This is a genomic window from Nitratireductor sp. PBL-C9 (assembly GCF_050877045.1).
In the GTDB taxonomy this organism is placed as follows: Bacteria; Pseudomonadota; Alphaproteobacteria; order Rhizobiales; family Rhizobiaceae; genus Nitratireductor; species Nitratireductor aquimarinus.
In genome coordinates this window covers 63782-80786 of record NZ_JBPAXW010000008.1, presented here as the reverse complement: position 1 = coordinate 80786, position 17005 = coordinate 63782, and the positions used below count along the sequence as shown (strand labels likewise).

The following is a 17005-nucleotide window of genomic DNA, read 5'->3' as shown; positions in this document are numbered from 1 at the left end:
TCGCAAAGTTGCGGCATCGGGGCGGGTCTTCTGGCGAAGGCGCGCCTTTTTTGTTTCCGAGAATGGATGGGGATCTTATGGGCATGACGGTTTCGGCCGATCTGATGGCCCTGCGCGCGCTTTGTGAGGGCGCGCCGGCCTCGTTTGAGCTCTTGGCGCTGGCCAGTGGCCGTTCGGAGAGGCTGTTGCGCAAGCGCGCGCAGACGGAAGGGTGGAAGACGCGGGATGGCGTCCAGCCCCGCGACTGCGGGAACCGGGCAGAGGTTCTGACGGGGCTGATCTTCGCGGAGCTCGAGCGGACGATTGAGCGCGGTGTGCGCGATGACGCCTATGACAAGGCGCGGATCGATGCGCTGGGCTCGATGCTCAAGATGGTTGAGAAGATGCGTGAAAACGCTGCCGGTGAGCAGGATGCGGATGCAGAGCAGGCTCCAAGCGATGAAGACATGGCCGCCGCACTCGAACGCATCGACGAACGCATTCGCAGCCTTGCCGAAGAACTGGCGGGAGGGCTGGGCGCGGGCGAACCTTCAAAAGCGGTTGGCGCTGGCGATTGAGCGGGAATGGCTGGGCTCGGCGCGGCTTGCGCAATATCCGCTTGGCGCGATTTTCGACAGCTGGCTTGTGATGGGCGGACGCGGCGCGGGCAAGACCCGGCTGGGGGCTGAATGGGTCAACGCGCTGGTGCGCGGTCTGCCGCCCTTTTCCGGCGGGCGGCGCTATGGGCGGCTGGCGCTGATCGGTGAGACGCTGACCGATGCGCGCGAGGTGATGGTGGAGGGGCCGTCGGGGGTGCTTGCCGTGTCGCGCGGCGCGCGCCCGCGTTTCGAGGCAAGCCGCAGGCGCATCGTGTGGGAGAATGGCGCGGTGGCGCATCTGTTCTCGGCAGAGGATCCCGACAGTCTGCGCGGACCGCAATTCGATGCCGCCTGGTGCGATGAGTTGGCCAAATGGCGGCTGGCGGATGCGACGTTCGACATGCTGCAATTCGGACTGCGGCTTGGCGAGCGGCCAAGGCAGCTTTTGACAACAACACCGCGACCGATCCCGCTGATCCACCGGCTGATGGACGATCCGCATGTGACGGTGACGCGGATGCGTACGGACGAAAACCGGGACAATCTTGCGCCGGGCTTCATCCGGGCGATCCGCCAGCGCTATGCGGGCACGCGGCTGGGGCGGCAGGAGCTTGACGGCGAGCTGATCGAGGACCGGCCTGACGCATTGTGGACGCGGGCAATGCTGGAGGCGGCGGGTTGCGCCGAACGGGCGGGAGACTTGAGGCGCATTGTGGTGGCGGTGGATCCGCCGGCTGCTTCGGGCCGCCGCTCGGACGCCTGCGGGCTGGTGGCGGCGGGGCTCGATGCGGCGGGCCATGGCGTGGTGCTGTGCGATGAGACGGTGAAGGGCGCAAAGCCACAGGAATGGGCGGCGCGCGCGGTAGCGCTTTATCGCCGGCTCGGTGCCGACTGTCTGGTGGCGGAGGTGAACCAGGGCGGCGAGATGGTGGCGACGGTGATCGCCACGGTTGACGCGAGCGTGCCGGTGAAGGCGGTGCGGGCAACACGCGGCAAGTGGCTGCGGGCGGAGCCGGTGGCGGCGCTTTATGAACAGGGAAGGGTGCGCCACGCGGAGCGTTTTCCGGCACTTGAGGACGAGATGTGCGATTTCGGCCTCGATGGTCTCTCGGGCGGGCACTCACCGGACCGGGTGGATGCGCTGGTCTGGGCGCTGAGTGAACTGATGCTTTCGAACCGGCGGGAGCCGCGTGTGCGCGCGCTCGGCTGAGGCAGACAAAGAAACACAGATCGGGAAAATCACATGGCTTGGTATTGGCCCTGGGCAAGGCGTCCGGGAGGTGCTGACGCGCCGGTTGAAACCAAACAGATGCATGCCGGCGGTTTCGTCGCGTTGCACCGGGAAGCGGAGGCGCGGTTTTCGCGGCGCGACTATGCTGCGATGTCGCGCGAGGGGTTTATGGCCAACCCGATTGCGCATCGCGCCGTGCGACTTGTCGCGGAGGCGGCGGCGGCGATCCCGTGGCTGCTTTATGAAGGTGCGCGGGAGCATGACGCGCATCCGGTGCTGGAGTTGATGGCGCGGCCCAACCAGCGCCAGGCCGGCAGCGGCTTCATGGAGGCGCTTTACGGGCATCTGCTTCTGTCGGGTAATGCCTATCTGCGCATGCTGGAAACGGGTACGGGCACGCGCGAACTGCATCTATTGCGGCCGGACCGGGTGTCGGTGGTGGCGGATGCGGGCGGCTGGCCGGTGGCGCTGGACTACCGCGAGGGCAAGGCGCGCGAGCGTGTGCCGCTGGAAGCGGGGGCAGCGCTGCAACTCACCCTCTTTCATCCACTCGACGATCATTATGGTTTCGCGCCGCTGGGCGCGGCGCTGATGGCGCTCGACACGCACAATCAGGCGGCGCGCTGGAACAAGGCGCTACTCGACAACTCTGCGCGGCCTTCGGGAGCGCTGGTCTATGCCCCGAAGGAGGGCGGGAACCTTTCCGACGACCAGTTCGACCGGCTGAAGGTGGAGCTGGAACAGGGCTATGCGGGCGCCGCGCGCGCCGGACGACCGTTGCTTCTGGAGGGCGGGCTCGACTGGAAGGCGATGAGCCTTTCGCCGCGCGACATGGACTTCATGGCGGCGAAGAATGGGGCTGCCCGCGACATCGCGCTGGCGCTCGGCGTGCCGCCCATGCTGCTCGGCATTCCCGGCGACAACACCTATGCCAATTATCAGGAGGCGAACCGGGCCTTTTACCGTCTGACCGTACTGCCGCTTGTGGGGCGGGTGGCGAAGGAGTTCTCCGCCTGGCTCCAGCCGGTGTTCGGTGCTGGCGTGCGGCTTTGGTATGACGCGGATGGCATCGAGGGGCTGGCCGCCGAGCGCGAGGCGCTGTGGAGCCGGGTGGGCGCTGCCGACTTCCTGAGCGACGAGGAAAAACGCCGGGCCGTGGGCTATGGCCCGCGCGGCGAGTAAGGCGCTTCATGGTGGATGCGGGAATGCTTGCCGCCCGAATGCGCGGGGAGGCGGCATGGGTCCGGCTGCTGGCTGCTGCAGGGCGGCTGGAACGGGTACTGAAACACAACCCCAGATGGCATCTTCAGCCGCGCGTGCCGGCGGGAAATCCTGGTGGCGGGCGGTGGACGGATGGAGGCGGGGCACTGGTTCCGGCGCTATGGGGCAGGATGAAGCACCTGTCCTGCAAAGATCGGCAGACAGGAAAAGAAGTATAATCAAAGATACGCCCGCAGTCTTTGAGGTTGAGGCGAACTCAGAAGCAAACGGCAGCAAACCAATCTACGAACTCCATGAGATGAACGAGGTGTTTGAGCATGCCGTGGACATTCTGAAGGAGGCGTCGGCACAAGATGTCGATCATCGATTGGTGATGGCCATCGTCTACATGGAGACCACGCATGGGTACTATGATCGGCTGCACCCTCGGCCCAAGACGGTTTTGCCGATGAATGTCCATGTGTCATATTGGTCGGGCTTTGGCTGGAGTCGGGAAGATCTACAGGTTCCGGCGACCAATATTCGAGCCGGAGTGACTTTGCTGAAGCGTATATCAGAGCGGGTGAAAGAGCCTACGGTTGCAAAGGTAGCAACGCTGTACAACAATCTGTCAGCAGAGCAGGTTTCAGGTTATGGGGCTCGTGTTCAGAAAATCTATGAAGAAGAACCGTGGTGGGATTTGTAGGAATATTTCTTTTGGGAAAATTTTAATATTTTCCCTTATTATATCGGTTTTTATATCTATTTATATTGTTTATATAGCCCTAGATCATAATCCTCAATCTTCATATTGTGCTTCATACGAGGGTTTTGATTGTAGATTTGGGGCTGGTTTTATTTTTGATTTGGTGTCGAAATCGGATTTTATAGAGTGGGGGAATTTATTTTTATTGGCCTTGTCATGGTTCTTTGCCTCGTTGTTAATTTTATTCATCGTTAGTTCTATGGTTTTGTGCCTCGTGCGGTATTTTCTCCGGCACACGTAGGGCAATGCCTTGATTGCCTCCCTTACGGGGACCGCAGAACAAGGCCGGGAGAAAGACAGTGTCTGTTCCAGACGCTTTTACTCGCATGGCGCGCCATATGCATGCCGATGTGGAGCTTGTCGTTCGATCTGATGACGAGTTGCCAGCCTATCTCGCTCGGTCCTTGACCGCGCAAGAAAAGGAAATTGCATCCGGTTTTATCGAACGGTTGCTGGCGGACGGGCTGAACGATGAGGATTTGGTGAAAATCTGGTCAGAAACGGGCTCTGATTGCTACCTTCGCAAAGGGTATGCGGAGCTTTTTTATCGGGAGCTCCTTGAGGCACTGCGTGCCGGGTAGATTGGCGATGACGAGGTGAGTGATGGAAGTTCCCGAGGTTTTTGCCGCCTGGCTGAAGGGATGAATCTCGCAATGGAACTTTCCGGCGATGATCGGGAGGCGCTGTGGAGCCGGGTGGGCGGCGCGGATCGACAAGCGCTACGTCCACCATACACGGTGAAATACTTCATTTCGAAGCTGTTGCTCGACAGGCGCGTGATCGATTTCAGGAGCTCACCCGTGGGGCGGTTCCCCATGTTAATCCTCTCTGGGGACGCAGGTGGTTGCTGAAAGAGCTCTTTCGAAACGGGTACAGATTTGAGCGCAATGCCAAAAGTGGAGATGGTGTGATCTACCGCAACCAGCATACCGGCGAGGCGTTCGCATCATGGCAAGCCTCCGGGAGAATTTCCGCACTAAAGTTGACGCGAAAATCCTTTCAAAATTCTACTATAGGTATAGGATGAGGGGTGACCTCAAGGAGCAGCCGCACACACCCATTCCTGACACCGATTGAGGCAGCGACCCATGAATATGATCGATGAAATCGGTGCAAGGATTCTGGCTTCGCTTGAGGAAAGCTGGGTGGACAATGTCTTTACTCTGATCAACACGGTGTACCATCCGCGCTTCAAGCGCAGATGTGATCGAATACTGCAGTGCGATCAGGTATTTTAAGCAGAGAGAGCTCGTCAGTTTCTCGTGGAGGATACTCAGTTCCGGTGACTGTCCGAGTTTAACTGAAAGCGAGACCAGCGCCCTGCTGGATTCGTTGGAGGACTGGTTTGTGCTGGGCGAAGACGGAAACTGGACATGTGGTAAGGGCGAAATTCGTACCACCGTCATTCCGCAGCTTTTTATCGGCGAAGGCAATGGAGCTGAACTGGCCGAAAAACTGGTCCATGATCGCGGGTTCGAATGGTGGATTCATGAATGATGAACACTGCGAACCGCGCGAAGTGAGCGCGGTGCGTGGTTCGACAGGCTCACCATGAGGGCCGTCTGTTGTCTGCCGTCTGGCGTTTGGAGGCCGGGTAGGCAGCCGGGCATTTGAGCCCGGATATTTGAACAAGATCCCGAACGAGGATTTTCTGATGACCGACATGACCCATGCGGGCTGGATATGGCTCGCAAAGGGGGCTGGCGCTGTGGCCGGCTCCGCGATTTCGCTTGCCTATATCCTGCCGAGCCACCGGCGTGATGCGGCGATCCGCTTTGCGGTTGGCGTGGCTTGCGGGATGGTTTTCGGCGGGGCGACGGGGCTGAAACTGGCCGAGATCCTGGAACTGACGGAGCGGCTGGGAGCGGCGGAAACCATGCTGATGGGCGCGGCGGTGGCAAGCCTCTGCGCGTGGAGCGCCATCGGTCTGGCGCTGCGTTATCTCCATGCGCGCCCGGTCGGGGCGCTGCCGCAGGAGAGGCATGATCGTCTTCGCGAACAGAAAGGACGCTAGAGGATGCACGCAAAGAGCGCGCCGATGCCCGACGAGCGCAAATATGCCGGGCTCGACATCGAAACGGTGCAGGCGGACGGAACCTTCTCGGGCTATGCGAGCCTGTTCGGGCGGGTCGACCTTGGCCGCGACGCGGTGGAGCGGGGCGCGTTTGCGCGCTCGCTTGAAAAGCGCGGGGCGGCGGGGGTGCGGATGCTGTTTCAGCATGATCCGAACCAGCCCATCGGCACCTGGGACGAGCTGCGCGAGGACGCGCGGGGGCTTCTGGTGCGCGGGCGGCTGGCGCTTGGCGTCGCCAGGGCGCGGGAGGTCTGGGAGCTGATGCGCGACCGGGCGCTCGACGGGCTCTCCATCGGCTTTCGCACGGTGAAGGCGAAGACGGAGCCGAAGACAGGCGTGCGCCGCATCGTGGAGGCCGATCTCTGGGAGATTTCCGTGGTCACCTTTCCCATGCTGCCGGAGGCGCGTGTGGACGAGGTGAAGGCGGAGGGAAGGGGCGCGCCACTGCCCACGGCGCGCGCATTTGAGCGATCGCTGACGCGGGATGCCGGCCTGACGCGGCGCGAGGCCCGGGTGGTGATCGCCAAGGGCTTTGGCGCCTTGAGACGCGAGCGGGACGCTGCGCGGGGCTTTGATGACGGGCTGGCGGCGACAATTCGCCAGGCGGCCCGGATGTTCAACGATTGAGGATCAGGAAATGACGGCAGGACTGGCAAAACGCGCGCCCGAGGTGAAGTCGGCGCTCGACGAAGGTGACGTGACGGGTGCGTTTCATGAATTCATGAACGCGTTCGAGGCGTTCAAGGAAGCCAATGACGAGAAGCTGAAACAGATCGAGACGCGCAGCGCCGATGTGGTGACGGTGGACAAGGTGGAGCGCATCTCGCGGGCGCTTGATGAGCAGAAACAGGCGCTGGACACGCTGGTGCTGAAGAAGACGCGGCCGGTGCTGGGGCGTGGCGGCGGCGCAGCGCTTCAGGATCTGGAGCGCAAACAGGCCTTCGACGCCTATATGCGCGCGGGCGACGAGCGCGCCATGCGCTCGCTTGAAGAAAAGGCGATGTCCTACGGCTCTGCGCCGGATGGCGGTTATCTGGTGCCCGATGAGACGGAAGCGGCCATTGGCGCACGGCTGGCGGAGCTCTCGCCGATCCGTTCCATCGCCACGGTGCGGCAGGTTTCGAGCGCGGTACTGAAAAAGCCCTTTGCGGTGACCGGTCCGGCGGTGGGCTGGGTTGCCGAAACGGCCGCCCGCCCGGAGACGGCGACGGGAACGCTGGACGAGTTGCAGTTTCCCACGGCGGAGCTTTACGCCATGCCAGCGGCAACGGCGATGCTGCTCGACGATGCGGTGGTCGATCTGGACCAGTGGATTGCAAGCGAGGTGGAAACCGCTTTTGCCGAGCAGGAAGGCGCGGCCTTCATCAATGGTGACGGGGTCAACAAGCCGAAGGGCTTTCTGAGCTATGCGCGGGTTGCCAATGCCACCTGGAGCTGGGGCAATGTCGGTTACAATGTGACGGGCGCCGCAGGCGCGCTGCCGGCAACGGATTCCTCTGACGTGCTGATCGATCTGGTCTATGCGCTGAAGGCGGGCTACCGCCAGAACGCGAGCTGGGTGATGAACCGCAAGACGCAGGCGACGCTGCGCAAGCTGAAGGATGCGGACGGCAATTATATGTGGCAGCCACCCGCGACGCCCGGCAGCCGCGCCATGCTGATGGGCTTCCCGCTGGTGGAGGCCGAGGACATGCCCGACATCGGCGCGGACGCGACGCCCATCGCCTTCGGCGACTTCCGCCGCTTCTACCTGGTGGTGGACCGCGCGGGCGTGCGGGTGCTGCGCGACCCGTATTCCGCCAAACCCTATGTGCTGTTCTACACGACCAAGCGCGTCGGCGGCGGCATTCAGGACTTCGATGCGGTCAAGCTGCTGAAATTCGGCACGGTTTAGCCCTCCCTCGACGACCATGCCGATGCGGCCCCGGAATGCGTTCCGGGGCCGTTTTCTTTGAACGGGAGTTTTTACATGACGCTTTTCCGAACGGTTGATCCGCTGGTCGAGCCGGTGACGCTTGCCGAAGCAAAGGCGCATCTGAGGGTCGGCCATGCCAGCGAGGATGCGCTCATCGAAGGGCTGATCCGCGCCGCGCGCGCGGAGGTGGAGAAGGCGACGGGAGAGGCGCTGATCGACCAGTCCTGGCGGCTGACGCTGGATGACTGGCCGCAGGGCGCAATCGTGTTTTTGAACCGGACGCCGGTGCGGCAGGTGTTTTCGGTGACCGTGTTCGATGGCAATGGCGCGGCTTCGGTGGTTGATCCGGCGGGCTATCAACTCGACGCGCATGCGCAGCCGGCCCGGCTGGCGTTCCGCGACCGACCGCTTCCGGGACGCCGGTTGAACGGCATCGAAATCGATTTCAGGGCTGGTTATGGCGAGGCGGGCACGGATGTGCCGGACCTTTTGCGCCGGGCCATTCTGCTTCTCGTCGCGCACTGGTTCGAATTCCGCGCCTCGTTCGGGGCCGAGGATCAACCTGTTTCGCTGCCGGCGGGCTATCAGCGCCTCGTGAACCGCTATCGGACGCCGAGGCTGTGATGCGGGTGCAATTCATCGACCCCGGCGCATTTCGAACTGAACTCAGTTTGCAAAGCGCCACGCTGACGCCCGACGGGGCGGGCGGTCACACCGAGAGCTGGAGCGAGACAGCGACGGTTTTCGGGTTCATTGAACCAGTGCGGGCGTCAGCGCCTTTTGGCGCGGCGCAGAACCATGAGCGGGTGACGCATCGCATCACGCTGCGGTCTCGGCCGGGTGTTGCGGGGGGCATGCGGTTTTTGAGGGCGGGTCGGATATTCCGGATTGTCACGGCGCACGATCCTGATGAGACCGGACGCTATCTGGTGTGTCTCGCCGAGGAGGAGCCGTCATGAAGACGAGCATTAAACTGACCGGCGAGGGCCTGACACGCGCGCTGCGGCGGCTGGCGCATCGGGCAGCCGAGGCGGGGGACGAGGCGCGGCGCAAGGCGCAGGCAAAGGAAAAGACGCGTGCCGATGACAGGGAGCGTGCCGATGACCGACGCCGCACTTGAACTGCAAAAGGCGGTGTTTGGGGCACTGGCTGCGAATGCGGCACTTGTAAGCGCGCTGGGCGGGCGCAAGCTCCATGACCTGGCTCCGGTGCGCACCGCCTATCCCTATGTGACGTTCGGCCCGGCAAGCACGCATGACTGGAGCACCGATACGGAAGAGGGCGACGAGCACTTCTTCACGATCAATGTCTGGTCGAACGGCAAGGGGCGGGGCGAAGCGCTGCAATTGATGGGGCTGATCGAGACGGCTCTGGCCGCGCTGCCGGCGGCAATCACGCCTTATGTTCTGGTCAATCTGCGCCGCGAGAGCAGAGAAATCCGCTTTGACGAAGATCTCGCCGCCTATCACGGGCTGATGCGCTTTCGCGCCGTGACCGAGCCCGCGTGAGACATCAACACATTCCTGGAGGACAAGCATGGTGGCCAAGAAGGGCAAGGACCTGCTCCTGAAACTCGACACGAGCGGGGCGGGGGCTTTCACGACTGTGGCGGGGCTGCGCGCCAAGCGCCTCGCCTTCAACAGCGAGACGGTGGACGTGACGGATGCGGATTCGGCTGGCCGCTGGCGCGAACTGCTCGCTGGCAGCGGCGTGCAGCGGGCGGCAATCAGCGGGTCGGGCATCTTCAAGGACAGCGTGTCAGATGGCGCGATCCGCAGTCGCTTTTTCGCAGGCGAGATCGCCAGCTGGCAATTGGCGATCCCTGATTTCGGCGTGGTGGCGGGGCCGTTTCAGATCACGGCGCTGGAATATAGCGGCAATCATGATGGCGAGGTGACCTTCGAGATTGCGCTGGAATCCGCCGGTGCGGTGAGCTTTGCGGTGGCCCCATGAGCAGCGTGAACAGAAGGCGCGGCGAAGTGGCGGCGCGCATCGATGGCAGGGATTACCGGCTGTGCCTGACGCTGGGCGCGCTGGCGGAACTCGAAGACGCCTTCGCTGCCGACGATCTGGGGGAACTGGCCGCGCGCTTTTCCAGCGGGCGTCTTTCGGCCCGGGACATGCTGCGCGTCATCGCTGCGGGCCTGCGCGGCGGCGGCCATGCGGTCAGCGACGAGGATGTGCGCTCCATGCGCTGTGATGAAGGGGCGGCGGGGTTTGCGCGCATCGTGAGCGCGCTCCTGACCGCCACCTTTGGCGGGGCGGAGGAGACGCCGGAAAACCCTTGAACGCCGCAGCAGCCCGCCCGAGGCCATTCCCCTGGAACGATGTGATGGGGTTCGCCTTCGGGGTGCTGCGGCTTTCACCCGATGCATTCTGGTCGATGACGCCACGCGAACTGAACTGCGCGCTGGAAGCCCTGTGCGGGGGCGGGGCGGGAGCGCCTGCCCGCAACGATCTCGACCGGCTGATGGAGCGGTTCCCCGACCGTGATCTCACCTGACTGCAAAACGCTCCCATTGTTTGATTTTGCGCAGTTCCGGACGGAAAACCGGTTCCCGATTTTCGGGCCGATGCGGCTAGAGCGCCGTGCGTCCATTCGGACGCACAAAGGACGCTCTACCCTGTTGAATCTGCGCATCGTGCTTTCCGAAAACCGGTTCCCGATTTTCGGGCCGATGCGCCAGGCGGAGACGATGCCTTGGAAGATGTGACCTTTGAAATTCGCGCGGACACCAGGCCTTTCGAGGCAGCGCTGGGCGATCTGGAAAAGCTGGCCGACGGTTTTGGCCGGCAAATGACAGGGGCGCTGAAGAGCGCGGTGGTGAGCGGCAAGTCGTTTGAGGATGTGCTGCGCAATATCGGCATGAACCTGGCGAGCATGGCGCTTTCACAGGCGCTTCAGCCCCTGGCGGCGCTCGGTTCCTCGCTGTTTTCCAGCGTGCTGGGCGGCATCATGCCTTTTGCGAAGGGCGGGGTGGTGCCGTTTGCGAGCGGCGGTGTTGTTTCCTCGCCAACCTATTTTCCCATGGGCGGCAATGTGGGGCTGATGGGCGAGGCCGGCGCGGAGGCGATCCTGCCACTGCAGCGCGGCGCGGATGGCCGTCTTGGCGTCTCCGCAGGCGGTGGCGGCGGCGCGGCGACCAGCATTGTCTTCAACGTGTCCACGCCTGACGCCGGGTCGTTTCGCAAGTCCGAAGCGCAGATCACCGGCATGCTGACCCGCGCCGTATCGCGCGGGGCGCGGACGCTCTGAGCGCGGAAGGAAACAGCATGAATAGCTTTCACGACGTGCGGTTTCCGCTCGCGATCTCGTTCGGCGCGACGGGTGGGCCGGAGCGCCGAAACGAGATCGTGCAACTGGTCTCGGGACGCGAACAGCGCAATGCGCGGCAGGCGCTGGCGCGGCGCTATTACGACGCGGGGACGGGGCTTCGCTCGCTCGACGATGTGCATGCGGTTCTCGCCTTCTTCGAGGCGCGGCGCGGATCGCTGCACGGTTTCCGTTTTCGTGATCCGTTCGACATGAAGTCGTGTGCGCCTTCGGCGACGCCATCGGCGCTCGACCAGAGGGTCGGCACGGGTGATGGCGCGACGGCGCGCTTTGCGCTGACCAAGACCTATGGCGATGGAGAAGATGCGGTCTTGCGCCCGGTGACGCATCCGGTGGCGGAGACCGTTCTGGTCGCGGTGAACGGAACAGAGATGCAGACCTCGCTCGATTACGCCGTGGATGGCGAAACGGGCGAAGTGGTCTTTCAGCCGGGGGCAACGCCGGCCGATGGCGCGGTTGTGACGGCCGGCTTTGAATTCGATGTGCCGGTGCGCTTCGACATGGAGCGGCTCTCGGTAAGCCTGAGCGCCTTCAGGGCCGGGCAGATCCCAACCATACCGCTGGTGGAGATTTTCGCATGACGCAGACTGGTGACGCGCTGGCGGCGCATCTTGAGGGGGAAGCGACAAGCGTGTGCCATTGCTGGCGGCTGAGCCGAAGCGATGGGACTGTACTTGGCTTTACCGACCACGACAGGGATCTGCTGTGCGACGGAACGCTGTTTGCGCCGGAAAGCGGATTTACCGCGAGCGAGGCGAAATCGTCCTTTGGCCTGTCCGTCGACAGCGTCGATGTGGAAGGGGCGCTCTCGGCCATCGACATTTCGGAAGAGGATATTCTTTCCGGTCTTTATGACGGCGCGAAGGTCGAGACCCTGCTGGTGAACTGGCGCGATCCGGCAATGTTCAGGCGGGTGCGGGTTGCGGTGATCGGCAAGGTGACGCGGCGCGACGGGCATTTCATTGCCGAGCTGGAAAGCGAGAACTGGGCGCTTGATCAGCCAAACGGGCGCACGGTGCGACGCGACTGCGACGTCGAACTGGGCGACAGCACCTGCAAGGTCAACCTTGCGGATGCGCATTTTGCGGGGACTGGAACGCTTGTGCGCGTGGAAGACGGCGGCGTCGTCATCGTTGATGGCATTGGCGGCTTCTCCAATGGCTGGTTCGACAATGGCGTTCTGACCTGGACCGGCGGGGCGCATGCGGGGCGAAAGGAGCGGATCGTCTCGCACGGCCGGGCGGGGGATGCGGTTCGGCTTTCGCTGTGGCGCGAAGCGGCACTTGGCGGCGAGGCAGGCGATGCGTTCAGCATCGTTGCCGGTTGTGACAAGCGGTTTTCCACCTGCAGGGCCAAGTTCTCGAACGGAGTGAATTTTCGCGGTTTTCCGCATCTGCCGGGAGACGACGCGGCTTACGGCTATGTGAATGAAGAGGGCGTGTTCGATGGAAGGGCGCTGGTGAGATGATGCGCCACGATATCGGATGCGAGGCGGAGCTGCGCGCGGCGATCCTGCGCGAAGCGATGCGCTGGGTCGGCACGCCCTATCGCCATCAGGCAAGCCGCAGGGGCGTGGGGTGCGACTGCCTTGGCCTGCTGCGGGGCGTATGGCGTGAAGTTTATGGCTGCGAGCCGGAAGATCCGGGCCGTTACAGCGCTGACTGGGCAGAGGCCTCGCGCGAGGAGCGCCTTCTTGCGGCGGCGCGCAGACACTGTGCCGAGAAGGAGACCGGAGCGCGCAGGCCCGGCGATCTCGTACTCTTCCGCTGGCGGGGCGGGCTGCCTGCAAAACATGTGGGCATTCTCAGCGGCGAGGATGCGTTTGTTCATGCCTATGAAGGCGGTGCGGTGACCGTTTCGGCGCTGGTGCCGCAATGGCGGCGAAGGATCGCCGGTGTCTTCGCGTTTCCCCTGCCTGTAACTGTTCAATCTGGAAAGTGAGAGCCGATGGCGACGATTGTTCTGCAGGCTGCGGGTGCGTTTCTCGGCGGCTTTCTCGGCCCTGTGGGCGTGACGCTTGGAACGGCTGCGGGCGCGCTGGCCGGCTATGTGGTTGACCGCGCATTGCTCGGTGGTCGGCAGCATTATGAAGGGCCGCGTCTTTCGGCGGCGCGTCCGTTTTCCGGAGAGGAGGGCGCGCCGCTGCCGAGGCTTTACGGCACGGTGCGCACCGGCGGCACGCTGATCTGGGCGACCCGTTTTGAGGAAACCAGCACGACCGAGCGCCAGGGCGGCAAGGGCGGCCCGAAAGTCACCACCTACAATTACTTCGCCAATGTGGCGTTTGCCCTTTGTGAAGGCGAAATCGCAGGCGTGCGGCGGATATGGGCGGATGGACGGGAGGTGGACCAGAGCAAGGTCAACATCCGCATCTATCGCGGGAGCGATGACCAGATGCCCGATCCGCTCATTGAAGCGAAGCAGGGGACCGGAAATGCGCCGGCCTACAGGGGAACGGCCTATGCGGTGATCGACCGCATGCCGATCGATGATTATGGGCGGCGCATTCCGCAGTTTCAGTTCGAGGTGATGCGTCCGGTGGGGGCATTGAACCCGTCCATCGGTTCTGTGGCGCTTATTCCCGGTTCGACCGAATTCGGACTTTCGCCGCAGGCGGTGAAGATTATGGAACGGCCGGGGCAGCATGTTCTGGTCAACCGGAACGCGCTATCCGCTGAAAGCGATCTTGAGGCGTCGCTGGATGAATTGCAGGCGCTGTTTCCAAATCTGAAGACGATCTCGCTGGTTGTGTCGTGGTTTGGCACGGACCTGCGCGCGGGGAACTGCCAGATCAAGCCCATGGTCGTCTCCCATGGCAATGAAGCGCTTCCGAACCCGTGGGGGCCGATCTGGGACATGATGGGCATCCACGCGACGTTCACCCGCCTTCTGTTCGGTAGTGAAGGCGCAAAATGGTGTGTATCGGGTGTCGAACGAAACGATGCGCAGATCGTGTCTTCGACCGAGGAGGGCGCGGCCTATGGCGGCACGCCTTCCGACAACACGGTGATGGCTGCGATCCGGGCGATCCGGGCGCGGGGTCTGAAGGTCTGGCTTTATCCGTTCGTCATGATGGATGTGCCTGCGGACAACAATCTGCCGGACCCGTTTGGTGGACCCCGGCAGCCAGCCTATCCCTGGCGGGGGCGCGTGACCTCGTTTCCAGCACCGGGGCAACCGGCGAGCGCGGACAAGACAGCAGCGGCGGGCGCGCAGGTTCAGGCGCTTCTCGGCGCTGCGGCTCCTGCCGATTATGTGCGGGACGAGGCGACGATTGCCTTCAACGGCGCGCCGGGGGACTGGGGGTATCGACGCTTTCTCCTGCATTACGCGCATCTTGCGGCGGCTGCCGGCGGTGTCGACGGGTTTCTCATCGGTTCGGAACTGCGTGGCCTGACGCGGCTGCGCGACGGGACGGGCCAGTTTCCGTTTGTCGACGGTCTGCGGACGATGGCCAATGAGGTGCGCAGCCTGCTGGGGGCCGGGCCGACCATCACCTATGGCGCGGACTGGAGCGAGTATTTCGGCTACCAGCCGGCGGATGGCAGTGGCGATGTGCTGTTCAACCTCGATGCGCTGTGGGCGGAAGATGCGGTCGATGCGGTCGGCATCGACAATTACATGCCCCTGTCCGACTGGCGCGACGAGGATTACGCGGGTGCAAACCCGGACGGGTTTTCGGGGCCGTATGACATTGAGGGGCTGAAGGCCGGCATTGCATCCGGTGAAGGGTTCGACTGGTATTATGCGAGTGAGGCGGACCGGGCGGCGCGGCGGCGCTCGCCGATAACGGATGGCGCTTACGGCAAGCCCTGGGTCTTTCGTTACAAGGATTTGGTGGGATGGTGGTCCAATCCGCATTTCGACCGTCTGGGCGGGACTGAGAAGCCGATGCCGACGGCATGGGTTCCAGCCTCGAAACCGATCATCTTCACGGAGATCGGCTGTCCTGCCGTCGACAAGGGGCCGAACCAGCCGAATGTGTTTCCCGACGCCAAATCGTCGGAAGGGGCGATACCCTATTTTTCCAGTGGCGGACGGTCTGACCTCGCGCAGCATCGTCTTTTGCAGGCGCATTATGCGCACTGGTCGCGTGCGGGAGCGCATAATCCGGTTTCGTCTGTTTATCATGCACCGATGGTTTCGCCCGAGACGGCTTCGGTCTGGGCGTGGGATGCGCGTCCGTTTCCGGCCTTTCCGAACCGACGGGATGTGTGGGGCGATGGCGAGAGCTGGTCCTGCGGACACTGGCTGAATGGCCGGGCAAGCGGTCTGGCCGTCGAGGATCTGATCAACGCCATTCTGGCCGATCATGATTTGCCGCCCGCCGAGACGGCGTCTGCGGATGGGACATTGACCGGCTATGTCGTGTCCAATCCTTCGACGGCGCGTGCAGCACTTGAGCCGATTACGGATCTGTTCGGCATCGGTGCGCATGAACGCGCCGGGCAACTGGTGTTCCGGTCCATCGGTGCGGCGGTGAAGGACGCAAAGGAGATCGGCGATCTGGTGATCGAGGGCGATGCGCCGGTGTTTGAGCGCGTGCGTGATCCCGACCATGCTTTGCCGGCGCGGCTGCATGTCGATTATCGCGATGAGATGAAGGATCATCAGGCGTCTACGGCGGTGGCCGAGCATGTGGGCGCCAAGGGACAGAAGACGCATTTCCTGAGCTTTCCGGGTGTTCTGGCGACGCCTGAGGCGCAGGCGCAGGCGACTGGCTGGCTGCTGCGACACTGGGCGGCGCGCGAGCAGGCGCAGTTCGCCCTGCCGCCTTCCGAAGGCGGGATCGAGCCGGGGTCGGTCGTCACGATACCGCAGGCGGCAGGGCAGACCCGATACCTCGTTACCGAGATCGAGGACGGAACTTTTCGCAGCGTGAAGGCGCGGCGGGTTCACGCAATTCCGGCCCCGTCGGCAAAACCGCTTCCGCTGCCGCCCGGTGACGGCGCAGGAGCCAATGAAAGTGCGGCGTTTGCGCTTATGCTCGATCTGCCCTGGCAGCCGGGGATGCAGGGCGCACAGGATGCGCTACGCATTGCCGTCCATGCGCAGCCCTGGACACGGCACGTGGTGTTTTCTTCTCCGGAGGAAAGCGGGTTCGAAGTCCGTACGACCATTGAAAAACGCGCCACGATGGGTTTCCTGCCGGAGGCGATTGAGGGCGTGTGCTCTGGCCGTCTCGACAGAGGGCGGAGCCTGACGGTGGACCTCCTGTCGGGTGCTCTTGAAGCGGTTTCGCGATCGCGGCTGCTCAATGGGGCCAATGCCGCTGCCGTTTTCAGCCAGAACGGGGCCTGGGAAATCCTGCAGTTCATGGACGCAGAGGAGATTGCGCCGTCCCGCTGGCGTCTGAGCGGGCTGTTGCGCGGGCAATTGGGCACAGAGGATGCGATGCGGGCCGGGGCGCCGCCGGGTGCGGGGTTCGTGCTGCTGGATCAGGCTGTGGTGAGTGCGGGGCTTCAAGCCGGCGAAATCGGTCTTGAGCGGACGTGGCGCATCGGACCTGCGGGCGAAGATTTTGGCAGTGACCGCTTCTTCCAGATGCGCGCATCGGGCGGAACGAGAGCGCTTCTGCCGCTCGCACCGGTTCATCTCAGGGCGCGGGCGTTGCCGAATGGCGACATTTCCATTTCCTGGATACGGCGCAGCCGCATCGATGGTGACAGCTGGCTGGGCGAAGACATCCCGCTTGGCGAGGCGAGCGAACAGTACCGTGTCGACATCGCCGGTGAGGGCGGGGCAGTGGTGCGCAGTGTTTCCTCAGCGGCAGCCGAGTGGGTTTATGAGGCGGCGCAGAGGGCTGCCGATTTTCCGGGTGCTGCGGGGCCGATCCATTTCACCGTGCGCCAGATCAGCGCTCAGGCCGGACCGGGAAACCCGGCCAGCATTGCAGTGACCGTTTGA

The 17005-nt window shown here is 63.4% G+C and carries 21 protein-coding genes; all 21 read left to right on the top strand.

The features are described 5' to 3' along the window. Positions 1 to 83 precede the first annotated feature (83 nt). The 21 genes from ACRTG1_RS17055 (at position 84) to ACRTG1_RS16955 (ending at position 17005) form a co-directional block, all read left to right on the top strand. On the top strand, positions 84 to 557 hold the full coding sequence (locus ACRTG1_RS17055) for a hypothetical protein (RefSeq protein ID WP_432516702.1): 474 nt from the start codon (positions 84 to 86) through the stop codon (positions 555 to 557). Then, a complete protein-coding gene (locus tag ACRTG1_RS17050) occupies positions 547 to 1788 on the top strand; it encodes a DNA-packaging protein (protein WP_432516783.1) in 1242 nt (413 codons plus the stop codon). Before ACRTG1_RS17055 ends, ACRTG1_RS17050 begins: the two co-directional genes overlap by 11 nt. A 33-nt stretch (positions 1789 to 1821) precedes the next feature. Beyond that, positions 1822 to 2991 (top strand): phage portal protein, encoded by a 1170-nt coding sequence (locus ACRTG1_RS17045; protein ID WP_206547298.1) that lies wholly within the window; start codon positions 1822 to 1824, stop codon positions 2989 to 2991. Positions 2992 to 3106: 115 nt separating this feature from the next. After that, on the top strand, positions 3107 to 3715 hold the full coding sequence (locus ACRTG1_RS17040) for a hypothetical protein (protein WP_432516701.1): 609 nt from the start codon (positions 3107 to 3109) through the stop codon (positions 3713 to 3715). A gap of 359 nt (positions 3716 to 4074) precedes the next feature. Continuing rightward, entirely contained in the window at positions 4075 to 4356 is a 282-nt protein-coding gene (locus ACRTG1_RS17035) for a hypothetical protein (protein ID WP_162742257.1), read from the top strand. A 766-nt stretch (positions 4357 to 5122) separates the two neighbouring features. Further along, complete coding sequence (locus ACRTG1_RS17030; RefSeq protein WP_432516699.1) at positions 5123 to 5272, top strand: hypothetical protein; 150 nt, start codon at positions 5123 to 5125, stop codon at positions 5270 to 5272. 157 nt (positions 5273 to 5429) lie between these two features. Further along, entirely contained in the window at positions 5430 to 5789 is a 360-nt protein-coding gene (locus ACRTG1_RS17025; protein ID WP_206547301.1) for a DUF6107 family protein, read from the top strand. Between the two features lie 3 nt (positions 5790 to 5792). Next, positions 5793 to 6476 carry an HK97 family phage prohead protease gene (locus tag ACRTG1_RS17020; protein ID WP_432516698.1) on the top strand — a complete coding sequence of 228 codons (684 nt, stop codon included), beginning with the start codon at positions 5793 to 5795 and terminating at the stop codon, positions 6474 to 6476. Between the two features lie 10 nt (positions 6477 to 6486). Beyond that, entirely contained in the window at positions 6487 to 7743 is a 1257-nt protein-coding gene (locus ACRTG1_RS17015) for a phage major capsid protein (RefSeq protein WP_432516697.1), read from the top strand. 75 nt (positions 7744 to 7818) lie between these two features. Then, a complete protein-coding gene (locus tag ACRTG1_RS17010; protein ID WP_297562828.1) occupies positions 7819 to 8388 on the top strand; it encodes a head-tail connector protein in 570 nt (189 codons plus the stop codon). Further along, positions 8388 to 8723, top strand: a complete 336-nt coding sequence (locus tag ACRTG1_RS17005) for a phage head closure protein (protein ID WP_432516696.1) — start codon at positions 8388 to 8390, stop codon at positions 8721 to 8723. Before ACRTG1_RS17010 ends, ACRTG1_RS17005 begins: the two co-directional genes overlap by 1 nt. Further along, positions 8720 to 8884, top strand: a complete 165-nt coding sequence (locus tag ACRTG1_RS17000) for a hypothetical protein (protein WP_297562823.1) — start codon at positions 8720 to 8722, stop codon at positions 8882 to 8884. Before ACRTG1_RS17005 ends, ACRTG1_RS17000 begins: the two co-directional genes overlap by 4 nt. Then, positions 8865 to 9272, top strand: a complete 408-nt coding sequence (locus ACRTG1_RS16995) for a DUF3168 domain-containing protein (RefSeq protein ID WP_432516695.1) — start codon at positions 8865 to 8867, stop codon at positions 9270 to 9272. Before ACRTG1_RS17000 ends, ACRTG1_RS16995 begins: the two co-directional genes overlap by 20 nt. A gap of 28 nt (positions 9273 to 9300) precedes the next feature. Continuing rightward, complete coding sequence (locus tag ACRTG1_RS16990) at positions 9301 to 9717, top strand: phage major tail protein, TP901-1 family (RefSeq protein WP_297557965.1); 417 nt, start codon at positions 9301 to 9303, stop codon at positions 9715 to 9717. Then, positions 9714 to 10052: a gene transfer agent family protein gene (locus ACRTG1_RS16985; protein WP_432516694.1), complete on the top strand. Its 339-nt coding sequence runs from the start codon at positions 9714 to 9716 to the stop codon at positions 10050 to 10052. Before ACRTG1_RS16990 ends, ACRTG1_RS16985 begins: the two co-directional genes overlap by 4 nt. Then, positions 10049 to 10267: a rcc01693 family protein gene (locus ACRTG1_RS16980; RefSeq protein ID WP_317089021.1), complete on the top strand. Its 219-nt coding sequence runs from the start codon at positions 10049 to 10051 to the stop codon at positions 10265 to 10267. Before ACRTG1_RS16985 ends, ACRTG1_RS16980 begins: the two co-directional genes overlap by 4 nt. 198 nt (positions 10268 to 10465) lie before the next feature. Then, positions 10466 to 11020, top strand: coding sequence for a phage tail tape measure protein (locus ACRTG1_RS16975; RefSeq protein WP_432516693.1), 555 nt, complete (start codon positions 10466 to 10468; stop codon positions 11018 to 11020). A gap of 17 nt (positions 11021 to 11037) precedes the next feature. Next, the gene (locus ACRTG1_RS16970; protein WP_432516692.1) at positions 11038 to 11679 is read left to right on the top strand and encodes a phage distal tail protein, Rcc01695 family; all 642 of its coding nucleotides are present in this window, start codon (positions 11038 to 11040) and stop codon (positions 11677 to 11679) included. Next, positions 11676 to 12566 (top strand): DUF2163 domain-containing protein, encoded by an 891-nt coding sequence (locus ACRTG1_RS16965; protein ID WP_432516691.1) that lies wholly within the window; start codon positions 11676 to 11678, stop codon positions 12564 to 12566. The genes ACRTG1_RS16970 and ACRTG1_RS16965 overlap by 4 nt, the downstream gene beginning before the upstream one ends. Continuing rightward, positions 12566 to 13039, top strand: a complete 474-nt coding sequence (locus ACRTG1_RS16960; protein WP_432516782.1) for an NlpC/P60 family protein — start codon at positions 12566 to 12568, stop codon at positions 13037 to 13039. The genes ACRTG1_RS16965 and ACRTG1_RS16960 overlap by 1 nt, the downstream gene beginning before the upstream one ends. A gap of 6 nt (positions 13040 to 13045) precedes the next feature. After that, positions 13046 to 17005, top strand: a complete 3960-nt coding sequence (locus tag ACRTG1_RS16955) for a baseplate multidomain protein megatron (RefSeq protein ID WP_432516690.1) — start codon at positions 13046 to 13048, stop codon at positions 17003 to 17005.